Origin of the sequence: Nocardia sp. NPDC101769 (assembly GCF_044766925.1) — a bacterium.
GTDB lineage: Bacteria > Actinomycetota > Actinomycetes > Mycobacteriales > Mycobacteriaceae > Nocardia.
Genome location: NZ_JBIWMX010000010.1, coordinates 123,415 through 144,757, shown reverse-complemented (window position 1 = coordinate 144,757; position 21,343 = coordinate 123,415). Strand labels below are relative to the sequence as shown.

Annotated in this window: 19 protein-coding genes; 15 read left to right on the top strand and 4 right to left on the bottom strand. The window is 69.3% G+C overall.

Going from position 1 to position 21,343, the window contains the following annotated elements:
• The first annotated feature begins 58 nt into the window (after positions 1 to 58).
• From ACIRRA_RS18310 to ACIRRA_RS18300, 3 genes are all read left to right on the top strand, one after another.
• Entirely contained in the window at positions 59 to 1,207 is a 1,149-nt protein-coding gene (locus ACIRRA_RS18310) for a ubiquinol-cytochrome c reductase iron-sulfur subunit (protein ID WP_357005382.1), read from the top strand.
• A complete protein-coding gene (locus tag ACIRRA_RS18305) occupies positions 1,204 to 2,823 on the top strand; it encodes a cytochrome bc complex cytochrome b subunit (protein ID WP_402769054.1) in 1,620 nt (539 codons plus the stop codon). The genes ACIRRA_RS18310 and ACIRRA_RS18305 overlap by 4 nt, the downstream gene beginning before the upstream one ends.
• 113 nt (positions 2,824 to 2,936) lie before the next feature.
• Positions 2,937 to 3,890, top strand: coding sequence for an AraC family transcriptional regulator ligand-binding domain-containing protein (locus ACIRRA_RS18300; protein ID WP_402769051.1), 954 nt, complete (start codon positions 2,937 to 2,939; stop codon positions 3,888 to 3,890).
• 133 nt (positions 3,891 to 4,023) lie between these two features.
• On the opposite strand, the gene ACIRRA_RS18295 is transcribed toward ACIRRA_RS18300, so the two are convergent.
• Positions 4,024 to 4,644, bottom strand: a complete 621-nt coding sequence (locus ACIRRA_RS18295; RefSeq protein WP_402769049.1) for a class I SAM-dependent methyltransferase — start codon at positions 4,642 to 4,644, stop codon at positions 4,024 to 4,026.
• 28 nt (positions 4,645 to 4,672) lie between these two features.
• Positions 4,673 to 6,433, bottom strand: a complete 1,761-nt coding sequence (locus ACIRRA_RS18290; protein ID WP_402769306.1) for a DEDD exonuclease domain-containing protein — start codon at positions 6,431 to 6,433, stop codon at positions 4,673 to 4,675.
• 649 nt (positions 6,434 to 7,082) lie between these two features.
• On the opposite strand from ACIRRA_RS18290, the gene ACIRRA_RS18285 reads away from it, so the two are divergent.
• The 10 genes from ACIRRA_RS18285 (at position 7,083) to ACIRRA_RS18240 (ending at position 16,555) form a co-directional block, all read left to right on the top strand.
• Complete coding sequence (locus ACIRRA_RS18285; protein WP_402769046.1) at positions 7,083 to 7,709, top strand: C40 family peptidase; 627 nt, start codon at positions 7,083 to 7,085, stop codon at positions 7,707 to 7,709.
• A 257-nt stretch (positions 7,710 to 7,966) separates the two neighbouring features.
• On the top strand, positions 7,967 to 8,971 hold the full coding sequence (locus ACIRRA_RS18280; protein WP_402769043.1) for an NlpC/P60 family protein: 1,005 nt from the start codon (positions 7,967 to 7,969) through the stop codon (positions 8,969 to 8,971).
• A gap of 187 nt (positions 8,972 to 9,158) precedes the next feature.
• A complete protein-coding gene (locus tag ACIRRA_RS18275) occupies positions 9,159 to 10,169 on the top strand; it encodes a peptidase MA family metallohydrolase (protein WP_402769040.1) in 1,011 nt (336 codons plus the stop codon).
• A 72-nt stretch (positions 10,170 to 10,241) separates the two neighbouring features.
• Positions 10,242 to 11,396: a glycosyltransferase family 4 protein gene (locus ACIRRA_RS18270; RefSeq protein WP_402769037.1), complete on the top strand. Its 1,155-nt coding sequence runs from the start codon at positions 10,242 to 10,244 to the stop codon at positions 11,394 to 11,396.
• Positions 11,397 to 11,545: 149 nt separating this feature from the next.
• A complete protein-coding gene (locus ACIRRA_RS18265) occupies positions 11,546 to 11,938 on the top strand; it encodes a polyketide cyclase / dehydrase and lipid transport (protein WP_402769034.1) in 393 nt (130 codons plus the stop codon).
• Positions 11,939 to 11,957: 19 nt separating this feature from the next.
• Complete coding sequence (locus ACIRRA_RS18260; RefSeq protein ID WP_402769031.1) at positions 11,958 to 12,395, top strand: SRPBCC family protein; 438 nt, start codon at positions 11,958 to 11,960, stop codon at positions 12,393 to 12,395.
• Positions 12,392 to 13,768, top strand: coding sequence for an ArsA family ATPase (locus ACIRRA_RS18255; protein WP_402769303.1), 1,377 nt, complete (start codon positions 12,392 to 12,394; stop codon positions 13,766 to 13,768). The genes ACIRRA_RS18260 and ACIRRA_RS18255 overlap by 4 nt, the downstream gene beginning before the upstream one ends.
• Positions 13,765 to 14,664 (top strand): hypothetical protein, encoded by a 900-nt coding sequence (locus ACIRRA_RS18250; RefSeq protein ID WP_402769029.1) that lies wholly within the window; start codon positions 13,765 to 13,767, stop codon positions 14,662 to 14,664. The genes ACIRRA_RS18255 and ACIRRA_RS18250 overlap by 4 nt, the downstream gene beginning before the upstream one ends.
• Positions 14,661 to 15,656: an ROK family glucokinase gene (locus tag ACIRRA_RS18245; protein WP_402769026.1), complete on the top strand. Its 996-nt coding sequence runs from the start codon at positions 14,661 to 14,663 to the stop codon at positions 15,654 to 15,656. The genes ACIRRA_RS18250 and ACIRRA_RS18245 overlap by 4 nt, the downstream gene beginning before the upstream one ends.
• Positions 15,657 to 15,829: 173 nt before the next feature.
• Positions 15,830 to 16,555 (top strand): lysophospholipid acyltransferase family protein, encoded by a 726-nt coding sequence (locus tag ACIRRA_RS18240; RefSeq protein WP_357005413.1) that lies wholly within the window; start codon positions 15,830 to 15,832, stop codon positions 16,553 to 16,555.
• Positions 16,556 to 16,618: 63 nt separating this feature from the next.
• Here ACIRRA_RS18240 and ACIRRA_RS18235 read toward each other — a convergent pair whose 3' ends face one another.
• Positions 16,619 to 17,116 (bottom strand): polyadenylate-specific 3'-exoribonuclease AS, encoded by a 498-nt coding sequence (locus ACIRRA_RS18235; protein WP_402769301.1) that lies wholly within the window; start codon positions 17,114 to 17,116, stop codon positions 16,619 to 16,621.
• A 138-nt stretch (positions 17,117 to 17,254) separates the two neighbouring features.
• Between ACIRRA_RS18235 and ACIRRA_RS18230 the strand changes: the two genes are divergently transcribed.
• Complete coding sequence (locus tag ACIRRA_RS18230; protein ID WP_402769023.1) at positions 17,255 to 18,643, top strand: class II 3-deoxy-7-phosphoheptulonate synthase; 1,389 nt, start codon at positions 17,255 to 17,257, stop codon at positions 18,641 to 18,643.
• 203 nt (positions 18,644 to 18,846) lie between these two features.
• Here the strand turns inward: ACIRRA_RS18230 and ACIRRA_RS18225 are convergent, their stop codons facing one another.
• Positions 18,847 to 20,862: a PASTA domain-containing protein gene (locus ACIRRA_RS18225; RefSeq protein WP_402769020.1), complete on the bottom strand. Its 2,016-nt coding sequence runs from the start codon at positions 20,860 to 20,862 to the stop codon at positions 18,847 to 18,849.
• A gap of 108 nt (positions 20,863 to 20,970) precedes the next feature.
• Here ACIRRA_RS18225 and ACIRRA_RS18220 point away from each other — a divergent pair, with 108 nt between their 5' ends.
• The gene (locus ACIRRA_RS18220) at positions 20,971 to 21,339 is read left to right on the top strand and encodes an Rv2175c family DNA-binding protein (protein ID WP_357005419.1); all 369 of its coding nucleotides are present in this window, start codon (positions 20,971 to 20,973) and stop codon (positions 21,337 to 21,339) included.
• Positions 21,340 to 21,343 lie beyond the last annotated feature (4 nt).

The following is a 21,343-nucleotide window of genomic DNA, read 5'->3' as shown; positions in this document are numbered from 1 at the left end:
AGGCGGCAGCGAAGCGTAACCATGGAGGGCCCGCGGCCATGACCGATCGGACACAGCCATGAGTGAACAGGAGCGAAACAGCATGGGGGACAACCCCACCGAACCCACCGATGAGCAGCTCGACGCCATGTCGCGGGACGAGCTGGTCAAGCTGGGCACCGAGCTGGACGGTGTCGACGTCGCCTACCGCGCCCCGCGCTGGCCGGTCCCGGGTACCCGGGCCGAGAAGCGCGCCGAGCGCCGGGTGGCGCTCTGGTTCGGCATCTCCGCGCTCGCGGGTGCCGCGCTGATCGGTGTCTTCCTGTTCTGGCCCTGGGAGTACAAGGGCCGTCACCAGGACGGCAACGGCATGTACACGCTGACCACCCCGCTCTACGGCCTCACCCTCGGCATCGCCGTGCTGGCCGTCGGCGTCGCGGTGGTGCTGATCCGCAAGCACTTCGTCCCCGCCGAGATCTCCATCCAGGACCGCCACGACGGCGCGTCCAAGGAGGTCGACCGGCGCACCCTGGTCGCGCAGCTGCAGGACGCCGCCGAGACCTCGACCCTGGGTCGCCGCAAGCTCATCACCCGCACCGCGGGCCTGGGCGTGGGCGTCATGGGCGTCGGCGCGCTGCTCGTCTTCGTCGGCGGCATGATCAAGAACCCGTGGGCCAAGCGCGACAAGTCGCCGCTGTGGGTCTCGGGCTGGACCCCGGACTACCCGGGCGAGACCATCTACCTGCGTCGCGACACCGGCCGCCCCGAGGACATCGTCCTGGTCAAGCCGGAGGATCTGGACGCCGGCGCCATGGAGACCGTCTTCCCCTGGAAGGAATCCTGGCGCGGTGACGAGCACGCGACCCTGCAGTCGCTGCGTGGAATCCGCAACGCGGTCATGCTGATTCGCCTGCGCACCCACGATGCCGAGCACGCCATCAAGCGCAAGGGCCAGGAGAGCTTCAACTTCGGCGACTACTTCGCCTACTCGAAGATCTGCACCCACCTCGGCTGCCCCACCTCGCTGTTCGAGCAGCAGACCAACCGAATCCTGTGCCCCTGCCACCAGTCGCAGTTCTCCGCGACCGAGTGGGGTAAGCCGGTCTTCGGTCCCGCCGCGCGTGCGCTGCCGCAGCTGCCGATCACCGTCAACGCCGATGGCTACCTGGTCGCCCAGCACGACTTCATCGAGCCCCTCGGCCCGGCCTACTGGGAGCGTCGTTCATGAGCCCTAGCAAAGTGGCCGTCCAGGCCAACGAGATCGACGAGCGCTACCGCCTCGCGGCGTTCGCCAAGCGATCGATCAACAAGGTCTTCCCGACCCACTGGTCGTTCCTGCTCGGTGAGATCGCGCTGTACGCGTTCATCATCCTGCTGCTGTCGGGTATCTACCTGACGCTGTACTTCGACCCGTCCATGTCGGAGACCGTCTACCAGGGCGCCTACCAGCCCCTGCGCGGTGTCACCATGTCGCGGGCCTACGAGACCGCGCTGAACATCTCCTTCGAGGTGCGCGGCGGTCTGTTCGTGCGCCAGGTGCACCACTGGGCGGCGCTGCTGTTCGCGTCGTCGATCATCATCCACCTGTTCCGCATCTTCTTCACCGGCGCTTTCCGCAAGCCGCGTGAGGCCAACTGGGTGATCGGCTCGCTGCTGCTCATCCTGGCCATGTTCGAGGGCTTCTTCGGCTACTCGATCCCGGACGACCTGCTCTCCGGCACCGGTCTGCGCGCCGCCTTCGGTGGTATCACCATGGGCATCCCGGTCATCGGCACCTGGATGCACTGGCTGATCTTCGGTGGTGACTTCCCGGGCACCATCATCATTCCGCGTCTGTACATCGCGCACGTGCTGCTGCTGCCGGGCATCATCCTGGCGCTCATCGCCGCGCACGTCGCGCTGGTGTGGTACCAGAAGCACACCCAGTTCCCCGGACCGGGCCGCACCGAGAAGAACGTCGTCGGCGCCCGCATCATCCCGGTGTTCGCCGCCGACCAGGGCGCGTTCTTCGCCTTCACCCTGGGCGTCGTCGCCATCATGGGTGGCGTCTTCCAGATCAACCCGATCTGGAACCTGGGTCCCTACAACCCGTCTCAGGTCTCCGCGGGTTCGCAGCCGGACTTCTACATGATGTGGACCGACGGCATGGCGCGTCTCATGCCGCCGTGGGAGCTGTACCTGGGCCGCTACACGGTCCCGGCGCCGTTCTGGGTCGCGCTGATCATGGGTGCGGTGTTCGGCGTGCTGATCGCCTACCCGTGGATCGAGAAGCGCCTCACCGGCGACACCGCCCGCCACAACCTGCTGCAGCGTCCGCGCGACGTGCCGGTCCGCACCGCCATCGGTGCCATGGCCATCGCGTTCTACATGGTGCTGACCCTGGCCTGTGTGAACGACATCCTGTCGCTCAAGTTCGACATCTCGCTGAACGCGACGACCTGGTTCTTCCGCATCGCCCTGCTGCTGGCCCCGCCGATCGCGTACTTCGTCGCGTACCGGTTCTGCATCGGCCTGCAGCGCAGCGACCGCGCGGTGCTCGAGCACGGCGTGGAAACCGGTGTCATCAAGCGGCTTCCGCACGGTGAGTACATCGAGGTGCACCAGCCGCTGGGCCCGGTCGACTCGCACGGCCACCCGATCCCGCTGGAGTACCAGGGCGCCCCGGTGCCCAAGAAGATGACCAAGCTGGGGTCCGCGGGCAAGCCCGGCACCGGTTCCTTCCTGCGCGCCGACCCGGCCTCGGAGCAGGCGGACCTGGTCGCCGTCGCCCACGAGGAAGAGCACAAGATGCTCGAGGTGCTGGAGGAGGCGCAGAACGCCGCCGCCGGCAAGCACGATCACTGATCGTCGCCGTCACACGGGAAGGCCCCGAGTCGAATTCGACTCGGGGCCTTCCCCGTTCCCGGGACTCGGTGGATCGGATGACAAGGTAACCGGGACCTGTTAGCTTCCGGACTATGGCTGTCCAGCCGGATCGACGGGCGGTCGCCCGGCCCGCGGTGGCGACCCGCTATGCGGTGGAGACCGGTCGGGCACAGGGGATTCCGGCCTCGGCATGCCTGGCCGGAACGGGATTGCGCGGCAGCGACCTGGAAGAATCGGGCGCGCAGGTGCGGTCGGGCCAGGAACTGCGTGTCATCCGGAATCTGATCGCGCACGGGGGAGACCCGGCCGAACTGGGGGCGGCGACCGGGCGTCGGTACGCGCTCCCCGGCGCGGGGATCGTGGGCTACGCCATGGTGACGAGTCCGACCGTGCGGGAGGCGATCCGGCTGCTGCCCCGGTACTTCGCGGTGACTTCGGTCCGCTTCGAGCCGTCGTTCACCGAGACCGCGGCGGGGCTCGCGGTCGCAGCCGGGGACGGGGAGGTACGCGGCGAGGTGCGGGCCTTCCTGCTCACCCGCGACCTGACCGCCGCCCGCACGCTGGTCTCGGCGCTGATGCCGGCCACCGGCATTGCGCTCGCCCTCGAATTCGGGCCGGGCCGAGGCGGGTTCACCGTCCCGCCCGAGGCGCTCGATCGGCCCGCCCGGCCGCCGGACGCGCACACCGGCGCGCTGTGCATCCAGCAGTGCGAGCTGGCGCTGGATCGGCGTCATCGGCACACCGGCGCGGCGGCCCGGGTCCGCCGGGTGCTGCTGCGGACACCCGCGGCCGCGCCGTCGCTCGCCGAGGTGGCCCGGGAACTGTCGCTGTCCGAGCGGGGCCTGCACCGCCGACTCGCCGACCAGCACATCAGCTTTCGCGGCCTGGTCGATCAGATCCGGCAGCTGCTCGCCGCCGAACTACTCGAGCTGGGGCTGACCGCCGAGACCGTCGCCCGCATGGTGGGCTCGTATGCCGTTTTCGGTCCCGGCTACCCACGGCGACCGGGCACCCGACCCGGCCGCACCCACGACATCCCGCGCTGACTGTCGGTACCGACTTCCCACGGTTGCGGGAGGCGCCGACGTCCAACGCTTGCCGGTGCCGCGGACATCTCGCGCCGGCGATCGGTGTCCACGGCCTGCGCTTGCGGTCGCCGCCGGCCTCCCGCGCCGACGGCTATGCCTGCGGCCCAGCCGGATTCGGCCTGGTCCACACCAGCGAGAATCGCCACAGCACGTGCCGGCGATAGCGCACGCCCGGCAGGATCTCGGCTGCCGTTCGCCGCGTCTCGGCATAGGTCTGCGGCGGCGGCCACACCACCGGCGACGGGTGCGCCCACTGCGCCCGGAACAGCCGATCCTTGAAGCTGGTGAACAGGGCGGCGGCCTCCCACGGCAGATCCGAGGGAAAATCGTTGCGCGCCATGCCCACGACGGCGAGTGTCCCGCCGGGGCGCAGCAGGTCCCGCATCCGGGTGAGGGCGCTGACGGTGTCCATGTGGTGTAGGGCCGCGATGGACACGATGCCGTCGAACGATTCCGGTTCGAAGGGATACTCGAGGAAATCGGCCCGGAGATAGGTGATGTCGTCCACCGCGGACTGGTCCCGGGCCAGCTCGATACTCCTCGAATCGGGATCGATGCCGGTCACCGCGGCCCCGCCGCGCCGAATCCGCCTGGCCAGCATGCCTTCCCCGCATCCGACATCCAGCACATCCCGCGCGCCCCCGACCGCGGCGGCCAGCAGCAAGTGATACTCGATGTTGTGGTTCCAGCGCTCGGCATCGGGAACATACATTCCGCCATTCTGGCAGGCGCGAGCCACATCACACCGGTGTCGACTGCTCCGGGTCGGAGATCTGGGCAGCGGCTTCGGCGCGGGTGACCCAGTCGAGCCAGGCGCCCGCGCCGAGGCGGGGTTCGCCATAGCCGTCGGTGGTGCGGACGATGCGGGTGCCGGGCCGTTCGAGCCAGCGGACCAGCAGGCCGGCCTCCTCCGGAAGCGCCCCGCGCAGTGGGGGATAGGCGGGGTCGTCGTCCGGGCCGGGGAGACGGGGCGGGATGACGGTTTCCGCGGCGGCCGCCAGGCGGTCCACCACCGCCATGGGGGAGATACCGCGCACGGCGGTGCCCGCGGCGGCCAGGCGGGCGTGGCGGATGATCGCGAACTCCCAGCCACCCGCACCGTCGGGGCGGGCAGCTATCAGTTCCGGGATGGCCGCGAGGGCGGTCAGGCGCTGGGTGCGGCGCAGGGCGCGGATCACCGTCACGGTGCGATCCCGCAGCCGGGCTGCGGCCTCGAAATGTTCTGCGGTGGAGAGGCTTTCGAGCCGCTCGGCAATCGCGTGCAGCAGGGCGTCGTCGGCGCCGGCGAACAGGGCGCGGACGGCGGCCGGAGCTCGCCGGTACTCCTCTATATATAGGGGGCTGTTGTGGGCGCTCGCGGGGCAACCGCCGACCACGGCCGGCGGGCAATCATGGCGGCCGGTGCGCGGGATGCGGGTGGTGCAGGTGCGCAGGCCCGCCTGCTCGGCGACGGTGGCGGCGATCTCCAGAGCATCGGCGCGAGAGGTGAACGGGCCCAGTGCGTCCCGGGCCGGAGTGCGCGAGACCGCGAAACGTGGGAACGGCTCGTCGGTCAGCGTCAGCCACCAGGCGCGCTGCGGGAACTTCGATCGCCGGTTGTAGGGCGGAGTGTGGGCGAGCAGCAGCCGCAGCTCCCGCACCCCGGCCTCGAGACCGTGCGCGCACTCGACATGGTCGACCCGGGTGGCCAGCTGCACCATCTCGCGCATGCGCGGGCGGGTGTCGGAACCGGTGAAGTAGGTGCGGACGCGGCGGCGCAGATTCACCGCCGTCCCTATATAGAGGACTTCGTCCGACGGACCCCGGAACAGGTACACCCCCGGCGTGGCCGGAAGATCCGCTGCCATCACACGTTTCGCGCGCTGTCGGCGCGTCACCTCGGGGAGATAGTCGAGCAGTTCGGTGAGGCTGTGCACGCCCTGATTGCCCACCCGGGCGATGAGCGCGTGCAGCACGTCCACCGTTGCGCGGGCGTCGTCGAGGGCGCGGTGCGTGGGCCGGGTCTCGGCGCCCAGCAGCTGCGCCAGGTACCAGAGCTTGGCCGAGGGCGCCTCGTCCTTGCCGAGCACCCGCCGCGCCAGCTGGACCGTGCACAGCGTTTGGAAAGCGGGCCAGGGCAATTCGCACCGGACCGCGGCGGCCTTCAGGAATCCGGTATCGAAGCGGGCATTGTGGGCGACCAGCACCGCACCGCGCGCGAACTCCAGAAACCCGGGCAGCACCTGCTCGATGCGCGGCGCGTCCACCACCATGGCGGTCGTGATCCCGGTGATCTGCACGATCTGCGGCGGAATCGCGCAGCCGGGATTCACCAGGGTCGCGAACTCGCCGAGAACCTCGCCGCCGCGCACCTTCACCGCGCCGATCTCGGTGATCGAGTCGCCCTCGGGGCTGGTGCCGGTCGTCTCCAGGTCCACCACCACGAACGTCGTGTCGTAGAGCGGGGTTTCGAGCTCGTCGAAGGCCAGCTGTCCGGACACGGACGGGAAGCCTAGGCGCAGGGTCCGACAACCTTTCCCCGCCAAGGCATTCACCGCAGGTCCGAGGGTCGTGACCGTCTCCGGGAACGCGTGATCCGGCTCTTTCCGCAGGTCGGGCCGGGAACTCGGGCCGGGCTCCGGGAGTTGCTTCGCGCGACCTGGGGAAATGTCTGAATATGTGGTGGAGATTCTCGAGATGAAATCCCCGAATTGCGGAAATATGCGAGATTGTGGTCAGGGTCACAATTATTCAGAAAGTGAATCAATCTCGCGTATGAGTGTGGTCGGTTCGCATCGGACTCCGGCGGGTGCTGCCCCGCTGTCCTGCGGTCGGGCGTGTCGCCTAGGCGTGTCGGAATCGCCCAGGTCGGGGGTCATGGCTCCGACCTCGTGTTATGCGGAATTCGTCGAGGTCGGGAGGGTCTTTGGCGGGCGCTGCCTACTCGTCGGTAGCTATCGGGGCGCTCTCCGGAAAATGGCCGTTGTTATCGTTTCGTGATTGCTGTGATGTTTGTCGCACCGAAATGGGGACGCGTAACAATTTCGAGTGACGGGCCGGCCGACTCGGCTTTACAAAGCGCCGTTATGCACTCGTAATCTTCCTGAGACCTCGCGGAGTCCGACGCACCACCGGGTGCGGCGTCGCGGGGCAGATTGGAAGTACCTCATCATGGCGACCACCACCGTCAAGCGACAGGTCCGGGGCATGCAGCGCACTGCGCGTCGTGCCGCTGCGGCCGGTGCCGTCGGCGCTGCCACGCTGAGCGCGCTGCTGCTGCCCGCGACCCCCGCGTCGGCCCAGCCGGTGAACACCCCGGTCGGCACCTTCGACGTGCCCGACCAGATCCAGCTCCCCGCCGGCATCCCGGGTCTGCCGGAATCCCTTCCGGTGAACATCCCCGCCCTTCCCGGCATCCTCACCCCGTGGGGCCCGGCCGCCCCCGGGCTGCAGAGCGGCCCGCGCCAGGCCGCGGTCAACGCCGCCCTGAGCCGCGTCGGCGACCCCTACGTCTACGGCGCGGCCGGCCCGGACGCCTTCGACTGCTCCGGTCTGGTGCAGTGGTCCTACGCGCAGGCCGGAATCAGCCTGCCGCGCACCAGCTATGAGCAGCTCAATTCCGGCAGCCCGGTGTCGTTCGACGATCTGGAGCCCGGCGACGTGGTGTCGTTCTACGGCGGCAGCCACTCCGGCATCTACGTCGGCGACGGCAATGTGGTGCACGCGTCGACCTCCGGCCAGCCGGTGAAGGTCGCCCCGATCTCCTCGATGCCGTTCGCGGGCGCGCGCCGCATCTGATCCGCTGCTCGACCGGGGAGTCTTCCCCAATGCCGACCGCAGGCGGCCGACCTGCGGAGGAGACGGTGGCCGTGACGATTCCGTGGCCTGCTGGACACAAGCGGTCGCCGTTTCGTAATCTTATCGAGACCTTCTGAACCGGCTCGGGGTAAGAGAACGGGACGACACCAACGGTGGCAGCGCAGCAGCGACATCATCGGACACACAGTCAGCGAACCAGGCGACTGGTGGGTGAAGCCCTCACGGTAGGTGCACTCATGGTCGGCACCTACGGCACCCTGGGTATCGGGCCCGCGACAGCCGATCCGGCCTCCGCACCGGCATCTGCCGGGGAAGCGGTGCAGCGGCTCGTCGATCTGTCGCGGCAATCCGAACAGCTCAATCAACAGGCGCTCGACGCGCAGTCCGATCTGGACACCAAGGCCGCCGCCGCCGGCGCCGCCGACCAGCGGGCCGCCGCCGCGGCCGCCACCCTGGACGCGGCCAAGGCGGAAATCCGTCGCTACCAACCGGTCATCGATCGGGCCGCGACCTCGGCACTGCTCGGCAGCCGCACCAACCGGCTCACTTCGCTATTGGTCAGCAATTCACCGCAGCAGCTGCTCGACCAGATGTCCATCGTGGACTTCGTGGGCGCGCGCACGAATGATCAACTGGGCCAGTACGAGAAGGCCACCGACGCGGCCTCGGTCGCCGAGGCCGCCGCCCGCGCCGCTGCCGATACCGCGCGCGCCGCCAGCGCCGCCGCCGACGCGGTCCGCAAGGACCTGGAATCCAAACGCGCTGCGCTGCAAGGGTCCATGGCGCAGGTGATCGCCGCCTGGGGTCAGCTCTCCGCCAGTGACAAGTCCGCGCTCGTGGGCTCCATGTTCCCGCCCGGCTTCGATCGCGACAGCCTGCTCCAGGGCCTGGTGCCCGGTTCCGGCACCAGCGCGCTGGCCGCCGGGCTCACCCGCGTCGGCGATCCCTATGTCTGGGGCGCCACCGGTCCCGACCAGTTCGACTGCTCCGGCCTGGTGCAGTGGGCCTTCCATCAGGTCGGCAAGAGCGTGCCGCGCACCAGCCAGCAGCAGTCCAGCTACGGCACGCCGGTCGACGAGAAGGACCTCCAGCCCGGCGATGTCGTCTTCTTCTACTCCGACATCTCGCACGTGGGCATCTACGCCGGCAACGGATTGATGCTGCACGCTTCGACTTTCGGCGTACCGGTTCAGGTCGCGCCGATGGGCTCCACACCATTCCATTCGGCGCGCCGGTTTTGAGCTCCCGCGGACCCGGCATGAGTGATCAGGACCCGGAGGAGGCAGCTTGCGTAACCACGTAGGGTCCCCACTCGTGCCCAGTGTGCGGCCGGCATGAGTGATCAGGACCCGGAGGAGGCAGCTTGCGTAACCACGTAGGGTCCCCACTCGTGCCCAGTGCGCAGAGCATGATCACGACGAGGTGGCGATGAGCGCTCTGCGGCGGATGCGCGGTTGGCTGGCGGCGCGGCGGCGGTTCCAGTTCGTCGCCACCCTGGTCATGGTCAGCGCGCTGACCGCCGCCTGCGGGGCGCTGCTCATGCTGCCGAACTCGGTGCTGCCCAAGCTGCGTGCGGTGGTGCCCGGGCAGGACTCGGGCCAGGTCACCGCTTCCGATCCGCAGGTGCCACTGGTGAAACGGACCATGGAGGGCTACGGCAAGGTGGTCGCCGAGACCAGGGCGACAGGGTCGGGGCGGGTCGGTGTCGTGCTCGGTCATTCCGGGCAGCGCGCCGATATCGATGTGCTGGCAGGCGAACTCGCGGCAAGCACCGCCGCGGTCACCGCGCTGTGGGGTTCGGACTGGAATCAGGCCCCCGTCGTGGTGGTGGCATCCAGCGTCTCCGAATTCGCCGCCCTCACACACGCCGTCGGTCACGTGCCCGCCGAGGTCGCGGCCTCGACCGTCGCCGATCCGTTCCGTCCCGGCGCCCAACCGACCGGCCAGCGCGTGGTTTTCGGCCCCGACGCCGGGCGCCGCCTCGGCGCCGACGGCCTGCGCTCGGTGCTGCGGCACGAACTCACCCACATGGCCTCGCGCGCGGTCACCGTCGACGGCTCCCCGATGTGGATGCTCGAGGGCTTCGCCGAATATTCGGCCCATCGCAACCTGCGCCAGCCCATCACCGAGATCGCCCCCACTCTCACCACCCGCGCCCGCGCCGGCGACCTCCCCGGCGACCTCCCGCCCGACGCCATGTTCGAGCCCACCAGCGGCCAAGCCTCCCTGGCCTACGAAGAGGGCTGGTCCGCCTGCGCTTTCATCGCAGACCGCTACGGCGACCCGAAACTCGTCGCCCTCTACCGCCAACTGGCTTCGGGCCCCAAGGACCGCGCCGCCGTCGACACCGCTCTGCGCACCACCCTCGGCACCGGCTACCAGGACCTCGTCACCGACTGGCGCGCCTGGCTCACCACCCGCACCGCCGAAGGCGCGTAGCACTCGGAGGCCCGGGGGTGCGAGGTTTCGGGGCGGGAGGAGTGCGGGCCCCGGGTGCAGTAGGTTTGTGGCATGGGGCGAACTCTGCTGGTTACCAATGATTTCCCGCCGCGACCGGGTGGGATTCAGTCGTATCTGCATGCGCTCGCCCGGCAGCTGCCCGCCGATGAACTGTTGGTGTACGCGCCTCGGTGGCGGGGCGACAGTCACTGGAAGTTCGATGCGCAGCAGCCGTTTCAGGTGGTGCGGCATCCGACGACACTGATGTTGCCGACACCGCTGGTGGCGCGGCGGGCCAAGAAGCTCATGCGCGACGAGAAATGCGACCGGGTGTGGTTCGGGGCGGCGGCGCCGCTGGCGCTGCTGTCGCCGGTGCTGCGCCAGGCGGGCGCGGAGCGGATTCTGGCGTCCACGCACGGGCACGAGGTGGGCTGGTCGATGCTGCCGGCAGCGCGGCGGGCGCTGCGGGTCATCGGCGATCACACCGATGCCGTCACCTATGTCAGCAAGTACACGCGGCGGCGGTTCTCGTCCGCGTTCGGGGCGCAGGCCGCGCTCGAATACCTGCCTCCCGCCGTGGATTCGGAAGTGTTCAAGCCGGATCCGGCCGCCCGCGCCGAGCTGCGGGCCCGCTACGGGCTGGGGGACCGGCCGACCATTCTGTGCCTGTCGCGGCTGGTGCCGCGCAAGGGGCAGGACATGCTGATCACGGCCATGCTCGAGATCCGCAGGCGGATCGACGGGGCGGTGCTGGTCATCGCCGGCGGCGGGCCGTACGAGCAGAAGCTGCGGCAGTTCGCCGAGGTCATGGGACTCGGCAATGACGTGGTCTTCACCGGACGCGTCCCGTCGGGCGAGCTCGCCGCCCACCACACCATCGCCGACGTGTTCGCCATGCCCTGCCGCACCCGCGGTTTCGGCCTGGACGTCGAGGGCCTGGGCATCGTGTTCCTGGAAGCCTCCGCCACGGGAGTACCGGTGGTGGCGGGCAATTCCGGTGGCGCGCCGGAAACCGTGCGCGAGGGTGAGACCGGACGCGTGGTGAACGGCCGCTCCGCCGAAGAACTCACGGATGCCATCGTCGACATCCTCTCCGACCGGGACACCGCCGCCAGTATGGGCGCGGCCGGCCGCGCCTGGGTGCAGCAGCAGTGGCGCTGGGACCTGATGGGCGCGCGACTACAGCAACTGCTGAATCCGGCAGAAACCGCACTGAGACAACACTGAAAGGTTCGCGGCCGTCTCGATTCTGGACTGCGGCCCGATAGACCTCCGCGTCGGATCGGGGGAGCGTAGCGGAGGAGCGGAGGAGGGAAGAATCGAGACTTCGGGGCCGCGAACCCGCCCGGAGCGAAGCGTAGGGCAAGATAGGCACCGTGAGCAGTATCCAGGTTGCCGACCAGACATTCGTCGCCGCGCCGGGCACGGCCGTGGCCGAGGTGCTGGCCGATCGTGCCCGCTGGCGCCGCTGGTGGCCCGACCTGCAGTTGGAGGTCCGGGAAGACCGGGGCGACAAGGGTATTCGCTGGACCGTCAGCGGTGGTGCGGACGGCACCATGGAGGTCTGGCTGGAGCCCATGCTGGACGGCGTCATCATGAACTACTTCATGCACGCCGAACCCCACGGCGGCATCGGCGGTATGTCCGGGCGTGAGCTGCTGGCCCTGAACCGGACTCGCCGCGTCGCGGGCAAGGTCATGTCCTTCGAGATCAAGGCCCGCCTCGAGGCGGGGCGCAAGGCCGGGGTCGCTCCCGCGGCCGCTCACTAGAAAGGAAGCGTTGCCGCCCATGGCCGATCGAACTCAGCGGTCGATCGTGATCGACGCCCCCTCGGATCGAGTGATGGCCGTCATCGCCGACCTGGAGTCGTATCCGGAATGGGTCTCCGCGGCCCGCTCGGTCGAGGTGCTGGACAAGCTGCCGGACGGCCGCGCCCGCACCGCCCGCTTCGTGCTGGACGCCGGCGTCGTGAAGGACACCTACACCCTGGCCTACACCTGGCGGCCCGACGGCCGCGCGGTGAGCTGGAGCCTGGTCTCGGGTGATCTGCAGAAGACGCAGGACGGCACCTACGAGTTGATCGCCCTGCCCGACGGCACCACCCAGGTGGTCTACGAACTGACCGTGGATCTGAACATCCCCATGATCGGCATGTTCAAACGCAAAGCGGAGAAGGTCATCACCGACACCGCTCTCAAGGAACTCAAGAAACGGGTCGAAGGCTGATCGCCGGCGGTACCGAACGCTCGCCGCGCCCCGCCACCCGCGTCGAGCTGTTCATCGGCAAGGGCGGTGTCGGAAAAACAACCCTGGCCTGCGCCACCGCACTAGCCTACGCCCGCAACGGCCGCCGTGTCCTGCTGGCCTCTCTCGACCAGGCACACTCTCTCGGCGATGCCCTGGGCTACCGCCTGCGCCACGGCGCGACCCCCGCTGTCGCCACCCTGCCCCTCCCCATGTTCCACAGCCCGGCACCGGCTTTCGCGGATGTCCGCGACCCCGACGCCGAGCCGGCGCTGGATGTCATCGAGGTGGATTCGCTTGCGCTGCTGGAGGATCGGTTCCGGCAGGTGCTGGTCATGGCGTCCGGGGCCGGGCACGAGCACGGATTCGACCTGGGGGCACTGGATCCCGCGGAGCTGACCGGGCTGCCGGGGGTGCAGGAACTGCTGGCCATGCTGGAGATCACGCAGTTCGCCAATGACGCACGGTGGGACGTGATCGTGGTGGACTGCCCACCGTCGGCGGATATGCTGCGCATCGTCACCGCGCCGGACACCGTGCTCGGTTACCTGGAGCGGGTGTGGCCCGCGCACGCCAGGACGATGGAGGCGATCGGCACGGACTTCCGCAAGGCGGTGCTGGCGGTGACCGTCGAGCAGATCGTGCAGGCGGTGATGGAAGCCCGTGACCTGCTGGCGGATCAGGTCCGCACCGGCGCCCGCCTGGTGACCGCCGCGGAACTGGTCGCGGTGGCCGAGTCGGCGCGGGTGCGCTCGGCGGCGGCGCTCCTCGGTATCCGCTTGGACGCGGTCCTGGTGAACAAGGTGCTGCCGGAGATGCCCGCCCCGCATCCGGTCGAGCCGCCGCATCCGGCGGTGCAGTGGTACTTCAACCGGCGCGGCGAGCAACTCGATGTGGCGGGGGAGCTGCGCAGGCGGTTGCGCGGGGTTCCGGTGCAGGTCGTGGCGCACGCGGGAGCCGAACCGGTGGGGCTGGGTTCGCTGGCGGCGCTGTCCTACGCGGTCGACGCGAGTGGTAACTGGGTGGGAGGGCGTCCGGTCCCTATGCTGGGCACAGATGCGGACAGTGTGCTGCCCGGCCTCGAGAGAAGTACTGCCGCCGAGCCGGTGGTGGGGCTCGAGTCCGGGGCGGGCGTGCACTCGGTGTTCGCGATGCGCATGCATCTGCCGGTGGTCGATCCGTCGACCCTGCGGCTGGGACGAGTGGAGGACGATTTGATCGTGGGAGCGGACGGCGTCCGGCGGCGGTTGCGGCTGGCCCCGGTATTGCGGCGGTGCACGGTCGAGGCCGCCGAGCTCGACGGCGACCACCTGGTGATCCGTTTCCGGCCCGATCCTCAGGTCTGGCCGAAATGACCACCACGCACCACCCGCGTCCCGGCCACCCCGACGAGAATCTCGGCGAATTCGCGGAGGAGCTCCGGCTGTTGGCCGAGGCCGTCCTCGAGCGCGTCGAGCCGGTGCTGCGCCGCACCGCCTCCGACGGCCGCACCGAATGGTCCAGTTGCAGCTGGTGCCCGGTGTGTGCGGCCGCGGCCATCGTGCGCGGCGAGCACCACGATGTGGTGGCGGCCATCGCCGAACACGGCACCGCCATCGTGACCGTGTTGCGCGAGGCGCTTGCCGGTGTCCCGGTGGATCCGGTGATCCCGCCGGACCTGGATCCGGAATCACCGGAATATCAAGCCTGGCATCATTTTTCGCATGTCGCCGAAACCGGCTTCGGTGCAGGTGATCTGCCCTTTGCCGACGCCGCCGCGCGCGGCGATGGCGGCCCGGACGGCGGGAGCGAATTCCCTCGTGGCGGCGGGCAATCCGGCGACCCGCACGGTGCGGCGGGCCTGGCCGCGGTGTTCGCGCGCTTCCTCGCCGGTGCGCAGGGCCGTGCTGCGGCCCGGAATCGGTCCCAGGCCCACCCGGACGCCGGGTCGCCGGACGACCCCTTCGGTCCCGGCCCGGGCGCGGCGCGCCGTCCCGGAGACAGCGACCCGGGTGGCTCGGATACGGTGCCGCACAACGATTTCCGCATGGACTCCGCGGACGACCGAGTAGCCGGTGATCAGCCCGCCCCCGACCGTCCCTTCGGGGTCGCGCACCCCGGTGCCGAGCCCGGTCCCGCCGGATTCGTGGGACAGCCCGCACCCGCCCGCGATTCGGGCCCGGCCGCCGGCCGCGGCGGTGCACAGCCCGGTGGCGGCAGGCGGGCCGAGCGCGCCAAATACGTGCCCATCGACGTGACCATCAAGGCATGACGGGCGGTGAGGACGTGCCGCTGACCGTGGGTATCGATGTGGGCGGCACGAATATTCGGGCGTCGGTGGTGGATGGTGCGGGCGAGGTGCTCGACACCGTGACCGCGCCGACCCCGCATTCCGCCCGCGCCCTCGAGGACGGCCTGGCCCGGGCGGTCCGTGAACTGTGCTCCCACCATGCCATCGGCGCGGTCGGTCTCGCGGTGGCCGGTTTCGTGGACGAGGACCGCGCCACCGTGCGTTTCGCCCCGCACCTGCCGTGGGAGGACGCCCCGGTCGCGCAGCGGCTCACCGACCGCCTCGGCCTGCCGGTGATCCTGGAGCACGACGCCAATGCCGCGCTGTGGGCGGAGTACCGCTTCGGTGCGGCGGCGGGAGGGCGCAATGTGGTGCTGGTGGCCATCGGCACCGGCATCGGCGCGGCGCTGCTCATCAATGGCCAGCTGTATCGCGGAAGCTTCGGTGTCGCACCGGAACTGGGGCATCTTCAGGTGGTGCCGAACGGCCGCACCTGCGCCTGCGGCAAACGTGGCTGCTGGGAAAGGTATTGCAGCGGAACGGCTCTGGTGGACACCGCGATCGAACTGCTGGCCACCGACCCACAGCGTTCCACGGTGCTGGCGCGGGAGGCCGGGCGCGATCCGGGCTCGCTGACCGGTCGCCGGGTGGCGGGCGCGGCGCAGGACGGCGACCCGGTCGCCCTCGAGGTGATGACCGATTTCGCGCGCTGGCTCGGCCTGGGCCTGGCCTTCGTGAGCGATATCTTCGACCCGGACCTGATCGTGGTGGCGGGCGGCGTGAGCAGTTCTGCCCCACTGTTCCTCGACGACGCCCGCGAGCACTACGCGGCCTCCATCACCGGGGCCCGGCACCGCCGTATGGCCCGCATCCGCACCGCCCAACTCGGCGAGGCGGCGGGCATGATCGGCGCGGCCGAACTGGCCCGCGCCGCGGTCCCGTCGCCGTCGAACGCGGTACCGGCGCACCGCTGACCGCGCTGCTCACCGACGGGCGGATTCCGCAGCGTGGGACCAAAGTCCCGTCATTGGAGAAACGCGCCACTGCCGGTTGGTTACCGTGCGGACTCAGCGGTAGGGTAGGCAAGCGAGTGGTGGTGCCCGCAACGAGGCCGGTCCCGGGTATCGAAAACAGGGGAAAGGACGCAATGTTCTACTGGCTGCTGAAGTATGTGTTCCCGGGTCCATGGATGCATCTCGTCAACCGGCCCCAGGTTGAGGGCGTCGAGAACATTCCCGCGAAGGGCGCAGCGATTCTGGCCGGCAATCACTTGTCGTTCACCGACTGGCTCTTCACCCCGCTGATGAGCCCGCGCCGCATCACCTATCTGGCCAAGGCCGAATACTTCACCACGCCCGGTCTCAAGGGCCGGTTGCAGAAATGGTTCTTCTCCGGTGCCGGTCAGTACCCGATCGACCGCTCCGGCGCGGACGCCGCCGAGAGCGCCCTCAATACCGCGCGCAAGCTGCTGGACGAGGGTCGCCTGGTAGGCCTGTACCCCGAAGGCACGCGCTCCCCGGACGGCCGCCTCTACAAAGGCAAGACCGGTGTGGCACGCCTCGCCCTGGAGACCGGAGTGCCGGTGATCCCGGTTGCCCTGATCGGCACCGACGAGGTGTGCCCGCCCGGTCCGTTCCGCTGGCGGCCGCGCAAGGTCACCGTGAAATTCGGTGAGCCGATCGACTTCTCGCGCTACGAGGGCATGGGCGGCAACCGTTTCGTCGAGCGCGCCGTCACCGACGAGATCATGTACGAGCTCATGCGGATGGGCGATCAGGAGTACGTCGACGTGTACGCCGCGAGCCTGAAGAAGGGCGTGCCGTCGGGCAGCCGCCCGGACGCCGACCGCATTCCGGAAACCATGGCGGGCTAGCCTGCCGGACCACCGAGAAGGCCCCGGGAGACCAAGTCTCCCGGGGCCTTTCGCATGCGGATCTCAGACCGCGCGCAGGCGCCGGGCCGCTTCGATGGCCTCGAATTTGGCGAGGTTGTGGCGGGCGTCGGCGAGCGCGTCGTGCGCGTCCTTGGGCACCGGCGGCAGTACCGGCCGGCCGTGCTGCTCCCAATGCTGGCGCAACTCATTGGTGTAGCGGGGCAGCACGTTGGGGAGGTCGACCATGGAGCCCCACAGCTGGCACAGCGCCACGTGGTCGTAGGCGCCGACCCAGGCCCACAGTTCGGGTTCCACACCGGGGCGGGGGACCAGGAACTTGTAGAGATCGTCGCGGATGCGCTCGCGCGAACGCCACAGCGGCGAGGACGGCGGCGGTAGCTTGGGCAGGACATTGCGTCGGACGAACGGCCCGGCCTTCTCGGGATCGAATTCGGTGGAGACCGCGTAGAACTCGCGTCCGTCCTCGCACACCACCGCGATGGAGACAAGGTCGATGACGGTCCCGTCCTCGATGAATTCCGAATCGTAAAAGTACCGCAGTGAGATGGGTCTCTCCTCAGCTCAGGTCCGGGTCGGATGGGCAGATCATCCGGTCCCAGCGTAGGCGGCGACCCGGTGTGGGGAACTCGAGCCCTGGGGGTGGTCCGGGTCACCAAGAGCAATCCGTATCCTGAACTGGTGAACTGGACCGTCGACGTACCGATCGATCGCTTGCCGGAACTTCCTCCGCTGCCCGCCGAGCTCCGTCGGCGTCTCGACGACGCGCTGGCTCGCCCGGCTCTGCAGCAGCCGTCCTGGGATCCCGAGCAGGCCGCCAAGATGCGCACCGTGCTGGAGAGCGTGCCTCCCATCTGCGTGCCCGCCGAGGTCGAGGAGCTGCGCCTGCGCCTGGCCGAGGTGGCCCGCGGCGAGGCGTTCCTCATGCAGGGCGGTGATTGCGCGGAGACCTTCGCCGACAACACCGAGCCGCACATCCGCGGCAATATCCGCACCCTGCTGCAGATGGCCGTGGTGCTCACCTACGGCGCCAGCCTGCCCGTGGTGAAGGTGGCCCGCATCGCGGGTCAGTACGCCAAACCCCGTTCCGCCGACGTCGATTCGCTGGGCCTGCGGTCCTACCGCGGTGACATGGTGAATTCGCTGGTCGCGGATGCGGCGCTGCGCGAACACGATCCGTCGCGACTGGTCCGCGCCTACGCCAACGCCTCGGCGGCCATGAACCTGGTGCGGGCGCTCACCTCCGCCGGCATGGCCGACCTGCACAAGGTGCACGACTGGAACCGCGAGTTCGTGAGCCAGTCCCCGGCCGGCGCCCGCTACGAGCAGATGGCCACCGAGATCGATCGCGCGCTGGCCTTCATGAAGGCCTGTCGCGTCAACGATCCCAACCTGTCCAGCGCCCGGCTGTACGCCAGCCACGAGGCGCTGGTGCTCGACTACGAGCGGGCCATGCTGCGCCTGAGCGAGCACCCGGTCTCGGGTGAGCCGGTGCTCTACGACCTGTCGGCGCACTTCCTGTGGATCGGTGAGCGCACCCGTCAGCTCGACGGCGCGCACGTCGCCTTCGCGGAACTGGTGGCCAACCCGATCGGCCTCAAGATCGGCCCGACCACCACGCCGGATCAGGCCGTGGAGTACGTCGAGCGCCTGGACCCCAACAACGAGCCCGGCCGTCTGACCCTGGTCGCGCGGATGGGCAATCAGAAGGTCCGCGACGTGCTGCCCCCGATCATCGAGAAGGTGCAGGCCACCGGCCACCAGGTGATCTGGCAGTGCGACCCCATGCACGGCAACACCCACGAGTCCTCCACCGGCTACAAGACCCGGCACTTCGACCGCATCGTCGACGAGGTACAGGGCTTCTTCGAGGTGCACCACGCGCTGGGCACCCACCCGGGCGGCCTGCACATCGAGCTCACCGGTGAGAACGTCACCGAGTGCCTCGGTGGCGCGCAGGACATCTCGGACCTCAACCTGGAGGAGCGCTACGAGACCGCCTGCGACCCGCGCCTGAACACCCAGCAGTCACTGGAGCTGGCCTTCCTGGTAGCGGAGATGCTGCGGTAATACAGGAACGAGCGAAGGAGCCCGGACCGGAATGGCGGTCCGGGCTCTGCCGTGTGTATTTCGGTGCCCAGGGCGACAACTGATCTCGTACCGGTGGGGGTAACTCGTCGGGTACGCCCGAAATCGTTTCGGCACCCAACCGCCGGCACGGATGCATGTCCGGCAACGGCTTTCTGCCGCCCGCTGAAGTCCCGGGGAGGCGGCTAGGGTATCGCTACCAGGGTAATGGTGGAGCCGGGCTGGACGGTGTCGCCGGGTGCGGTGCTCTGCGAGATGACGATCGAGCTGTCGTTGTTGGCCAGCTGCCGGACCGTGACCGAGAGGCCGAGGGCCTGCAGCTTGCTGCGGGCGGTGGAGACATTGGCGCCCAAAAGGTTCGGCATGTCGATCGCGCTGTTGACGATGAGGACCACGGCACTGCCGGATTCGGTGCTGGTGCCCGCGGCCGGATCGGTGCCGATCACCTGCCCGGACTTGATCTTGGTGTCGTACTGGTCGCGGGTGGAGCTGACGGTGAGCCCGGCCTTCTGCAGGGCCGTCCGGGCCTCGTCCTCGGTCTTGCCCCGCACATCCGGCACCTTGACCGGCTGGGAACCCTTGCTGCGGTAGACCTTCACCTGGGCATTGGCCGGGAGCACGGTGCCGGGTCCCGGATCCACCTTGGCGACCGTCCCTTTCGGCGCGGTACTGCCCATCTCACCGGCGTCCACCGGCGTCAGACCCGCGTCTCTGATGGCCTTGTCGGCCGAGCTGACGTCCTGTCCGGCCTGGATGTCGGGGACCTTCGGCTTGCCGCTGGAGACCAGCACCGCGACCGATGATCCCTTGGTGACCCGGGTTCCGGCGGGCGGATCGGTGCCGACCACATTGCCCACCGGAATCATGTCCGAGGCCTTCTGCCGGGTCTCGGTCTTGAAGCCTGCGTCCTGCAGTGTGGTGACGGCCTTCTGGGTGTCCATGCCGGCGATCGACGGCACCGCCGAATATCTGCCGACGCCGAGCCACCAGCCGCCGAGGCCCAGCAGCACCGCCAGCGCGACCACGACGCTCAACCAGATGACGACCTTGCGCCGCGACTTGCCGCGATCCTCGATCAGGTCCGAGCCGTAGCCGTGGTTGCCCGGCGGTCCGGGCGGCGGCGCGTACTCGGGCTGCTGCCGTTGGTACTCCGGCGGGATTTCCCGCGCCGCGGTCATCACCCGGGTCTGCTGCGCGTGCGGCTGCATGTGCGCGGTCGGCGGGTCCGCGGGTAGCCGGGTGGTGAGATCGGCCGCGCCCGGAATGGGGCGGGACGGCGGCGAGACCGGTACGCGCGGCGCGGGCGTGGGCCCGACCCGGTACTTGGCGCTGAGATGCTCGGCCGATTCGGTGGGCGCGGGCACCCGGTAGTCGGGCAGCTTCAGTTCGCGGGCGATGCGACGCAGGTCGTTCGCCATCTCGGTGGCGTCGGAGTAGCGATGCATGGGTTCGCGCGCGGTGGCGTGCGCGACCAGCTCGTCGAATTCCGGTGGGACGCCGGTGATCAGGCGGCCCGGGCTGGGCACGTCCTTCTCGACCCGCTGCAGCGCGATGGACAGCGAGTTGTCACCGGTGAACGGTGTTCGGCCGGTGAGCATTTCGAAGATCAGGACGCCCGCGGAGTAGACGTCGCTGCGGGCGTCGGCGGTGCCGCTGGTGACCTGCTCGGGCGAGAGGTAGGCGGCCGTGCCGAGGATCACGCTGTCGGAGGTGATCTTGGCCTCGGCGACCGCGCGCACCAGTCCGAAGTCGGCGATCTTCACCTCACCGGAGTCGGAGACGAGCACGTTCTCCGGCTTGATGTCGCGGTGCACCAGCCCGGCCGCGTGCGCCACGCCGATGGCGTAGAGCACGGGCTCGGCGACGGCGCGCACCGCGTGCGGGGGCATGGGCCCGCGTTCGCGCAGCAGTTCGCGCAGGGTGCCGCCCTCGACCAGTTCCATGATGAGGAACGGATGGTCGCCGTCCACACCCTGGTCGTAGACCGCGACCAGCGACGGGTGCTTGAGTTTGGCCACCGCGCGCGCCTCGAGCTCGAAGCGGGTGAGGAATTGCGGGTCGGCGGCGAACTTCGGGTCCATCACCTTGATGGCGACCGGTCGATCCAATCTGGTGTCCACGCCCCGGAACACCATGGACATGCCGCCACGCGCGATCGGCGCGTCGATGCGGTAGCGCCCTTCCAGCATCTGGCCGATCAAACTGCAACCCTTCCGATTTTCCCGAGCCCGCCCGGTGCGGCTCACCCGATGGTAGTCGCGTCGGGGTGTGATGCGACGGTCGCGACGCGAGAGACTACCGTGGTCGGCGTGAGTGCCTTTCCATGCAGCGAAGACGTCCTGCCGGATTCGGTGACCCTGATCCCGCTGCCCGACGTGGCCGACCAGTTGGGCATGGTGGTCACGCGGGTTCACCAGATGCTGCGCGACCACCAGATCCTCGCGGTCCGTCGCGACGGCGTGGCCGGCATCCCGAAGGAGTTCTTCGACTCCACGGGTGCCGTCGCGAAGCATCTGACCGGTCTGATCACGGTGATGCGTGACGGCAAGTACACCGACGAGGAAATCCTCGAGTGGATCTACACCGAGGACGACAGTCTCCCCGGTCGTCCCATCGACGCCATCCACGGCCCGCTGGCCCGTGAAGTGATCCGGCGCGCCGCAGCGGATCCCTTCTGACAGC

Excerpts from the sequence above, each read along its gene's own strand:
- ACIRRA_RS18310 (WP_357005382.1), top strand. The coding sequence starts at position 59 with ATGAGTGAACAGGAGCGAAACAGCATGGGGGACAACCCCACCGAACCC.
- ACIRRA_RS18305 (WP_402769054.1), top strand. The coding sequence starts at position 1,204 with ATGAGCCCTAGCAAAGTGGCCGTCCAGGCCAACGAGATCGACGAGCGC.
- ACIRRA_RS18300 (WP_402769051.1), top strand. The coding sequence starts at position 2,937 with ATGGCTGTCCAGCCGGATCGACGGGCGGTCGCCCGGCCCGCGGTGGCG.
- ACIRRA_RS18295 (WP_402769049.1), bottom strand. The coding sequence starts at position 4,644 with ATGTATGTTCCCGATGCCGAGCGCTGGAACCACAACATCGAGTATCAC.
- ACIRRA_RS18285 (WP_402769046.1), top strand. The coding sequence starts at position 7,083 with ATGGCGACCACCACCGTCAAGCGACAGGTCCGGGGCATGCAGCGCACT.
- ACIRRA_RS18280 (WP_402769043.1), top strand. The coding sequence starts at position 7,967 with ATGGTCGGCACCTACGGCACCCTGGGTATCGGGCCCGCGACAGCCGAT.
- ACIRRA_RS18275 (WP_402769040.1), top strand. The coding sequence starts at position 9,159 with ATGAGCGCTCTGCGGCGGATGCGCGGTTGGCTGGCGGCGCGGCGGCGG.
- ACIRRA_RS18270 (WP_402769037.1), top strand. The coding sequence starts at position 10,242 with ATGGGGCGAACTCTGCTGGTTACCAATGATTTCCCGCCGCGACCGGGT.
- ACIRRA_RS18260 (WP_402769031.1), top strand. The coding sequence starts at position 11,958 with ATGGCCGATCGAACTCAGCGGTCGATCGTGATCGACGCCCCCTCGGAT.
- ACIRRA_RS18250 (WP_402769029.1), top strand. The coding sequence starts at position 13,765 with ATGACCACCACGCACCACCCGCGTCCCGGCCACCCCGACGAGAATCTC.
- ACIRRA_RS18245 (WP_402769026.1), top strand. The coding sequence starts at position 14,661 with ATGACGGGCGGTGAGGACGTGCCGCTGACCGTGGGTATCGATGTGGGC.
- ACIRRA_RS18240 (WP_357005413.1), top strand. The coding sequence starts at position 15,830 with ATGTTCTACTGGCTGCTGAAGTATGTGTTCCCGGGTCCATGGATGCAT.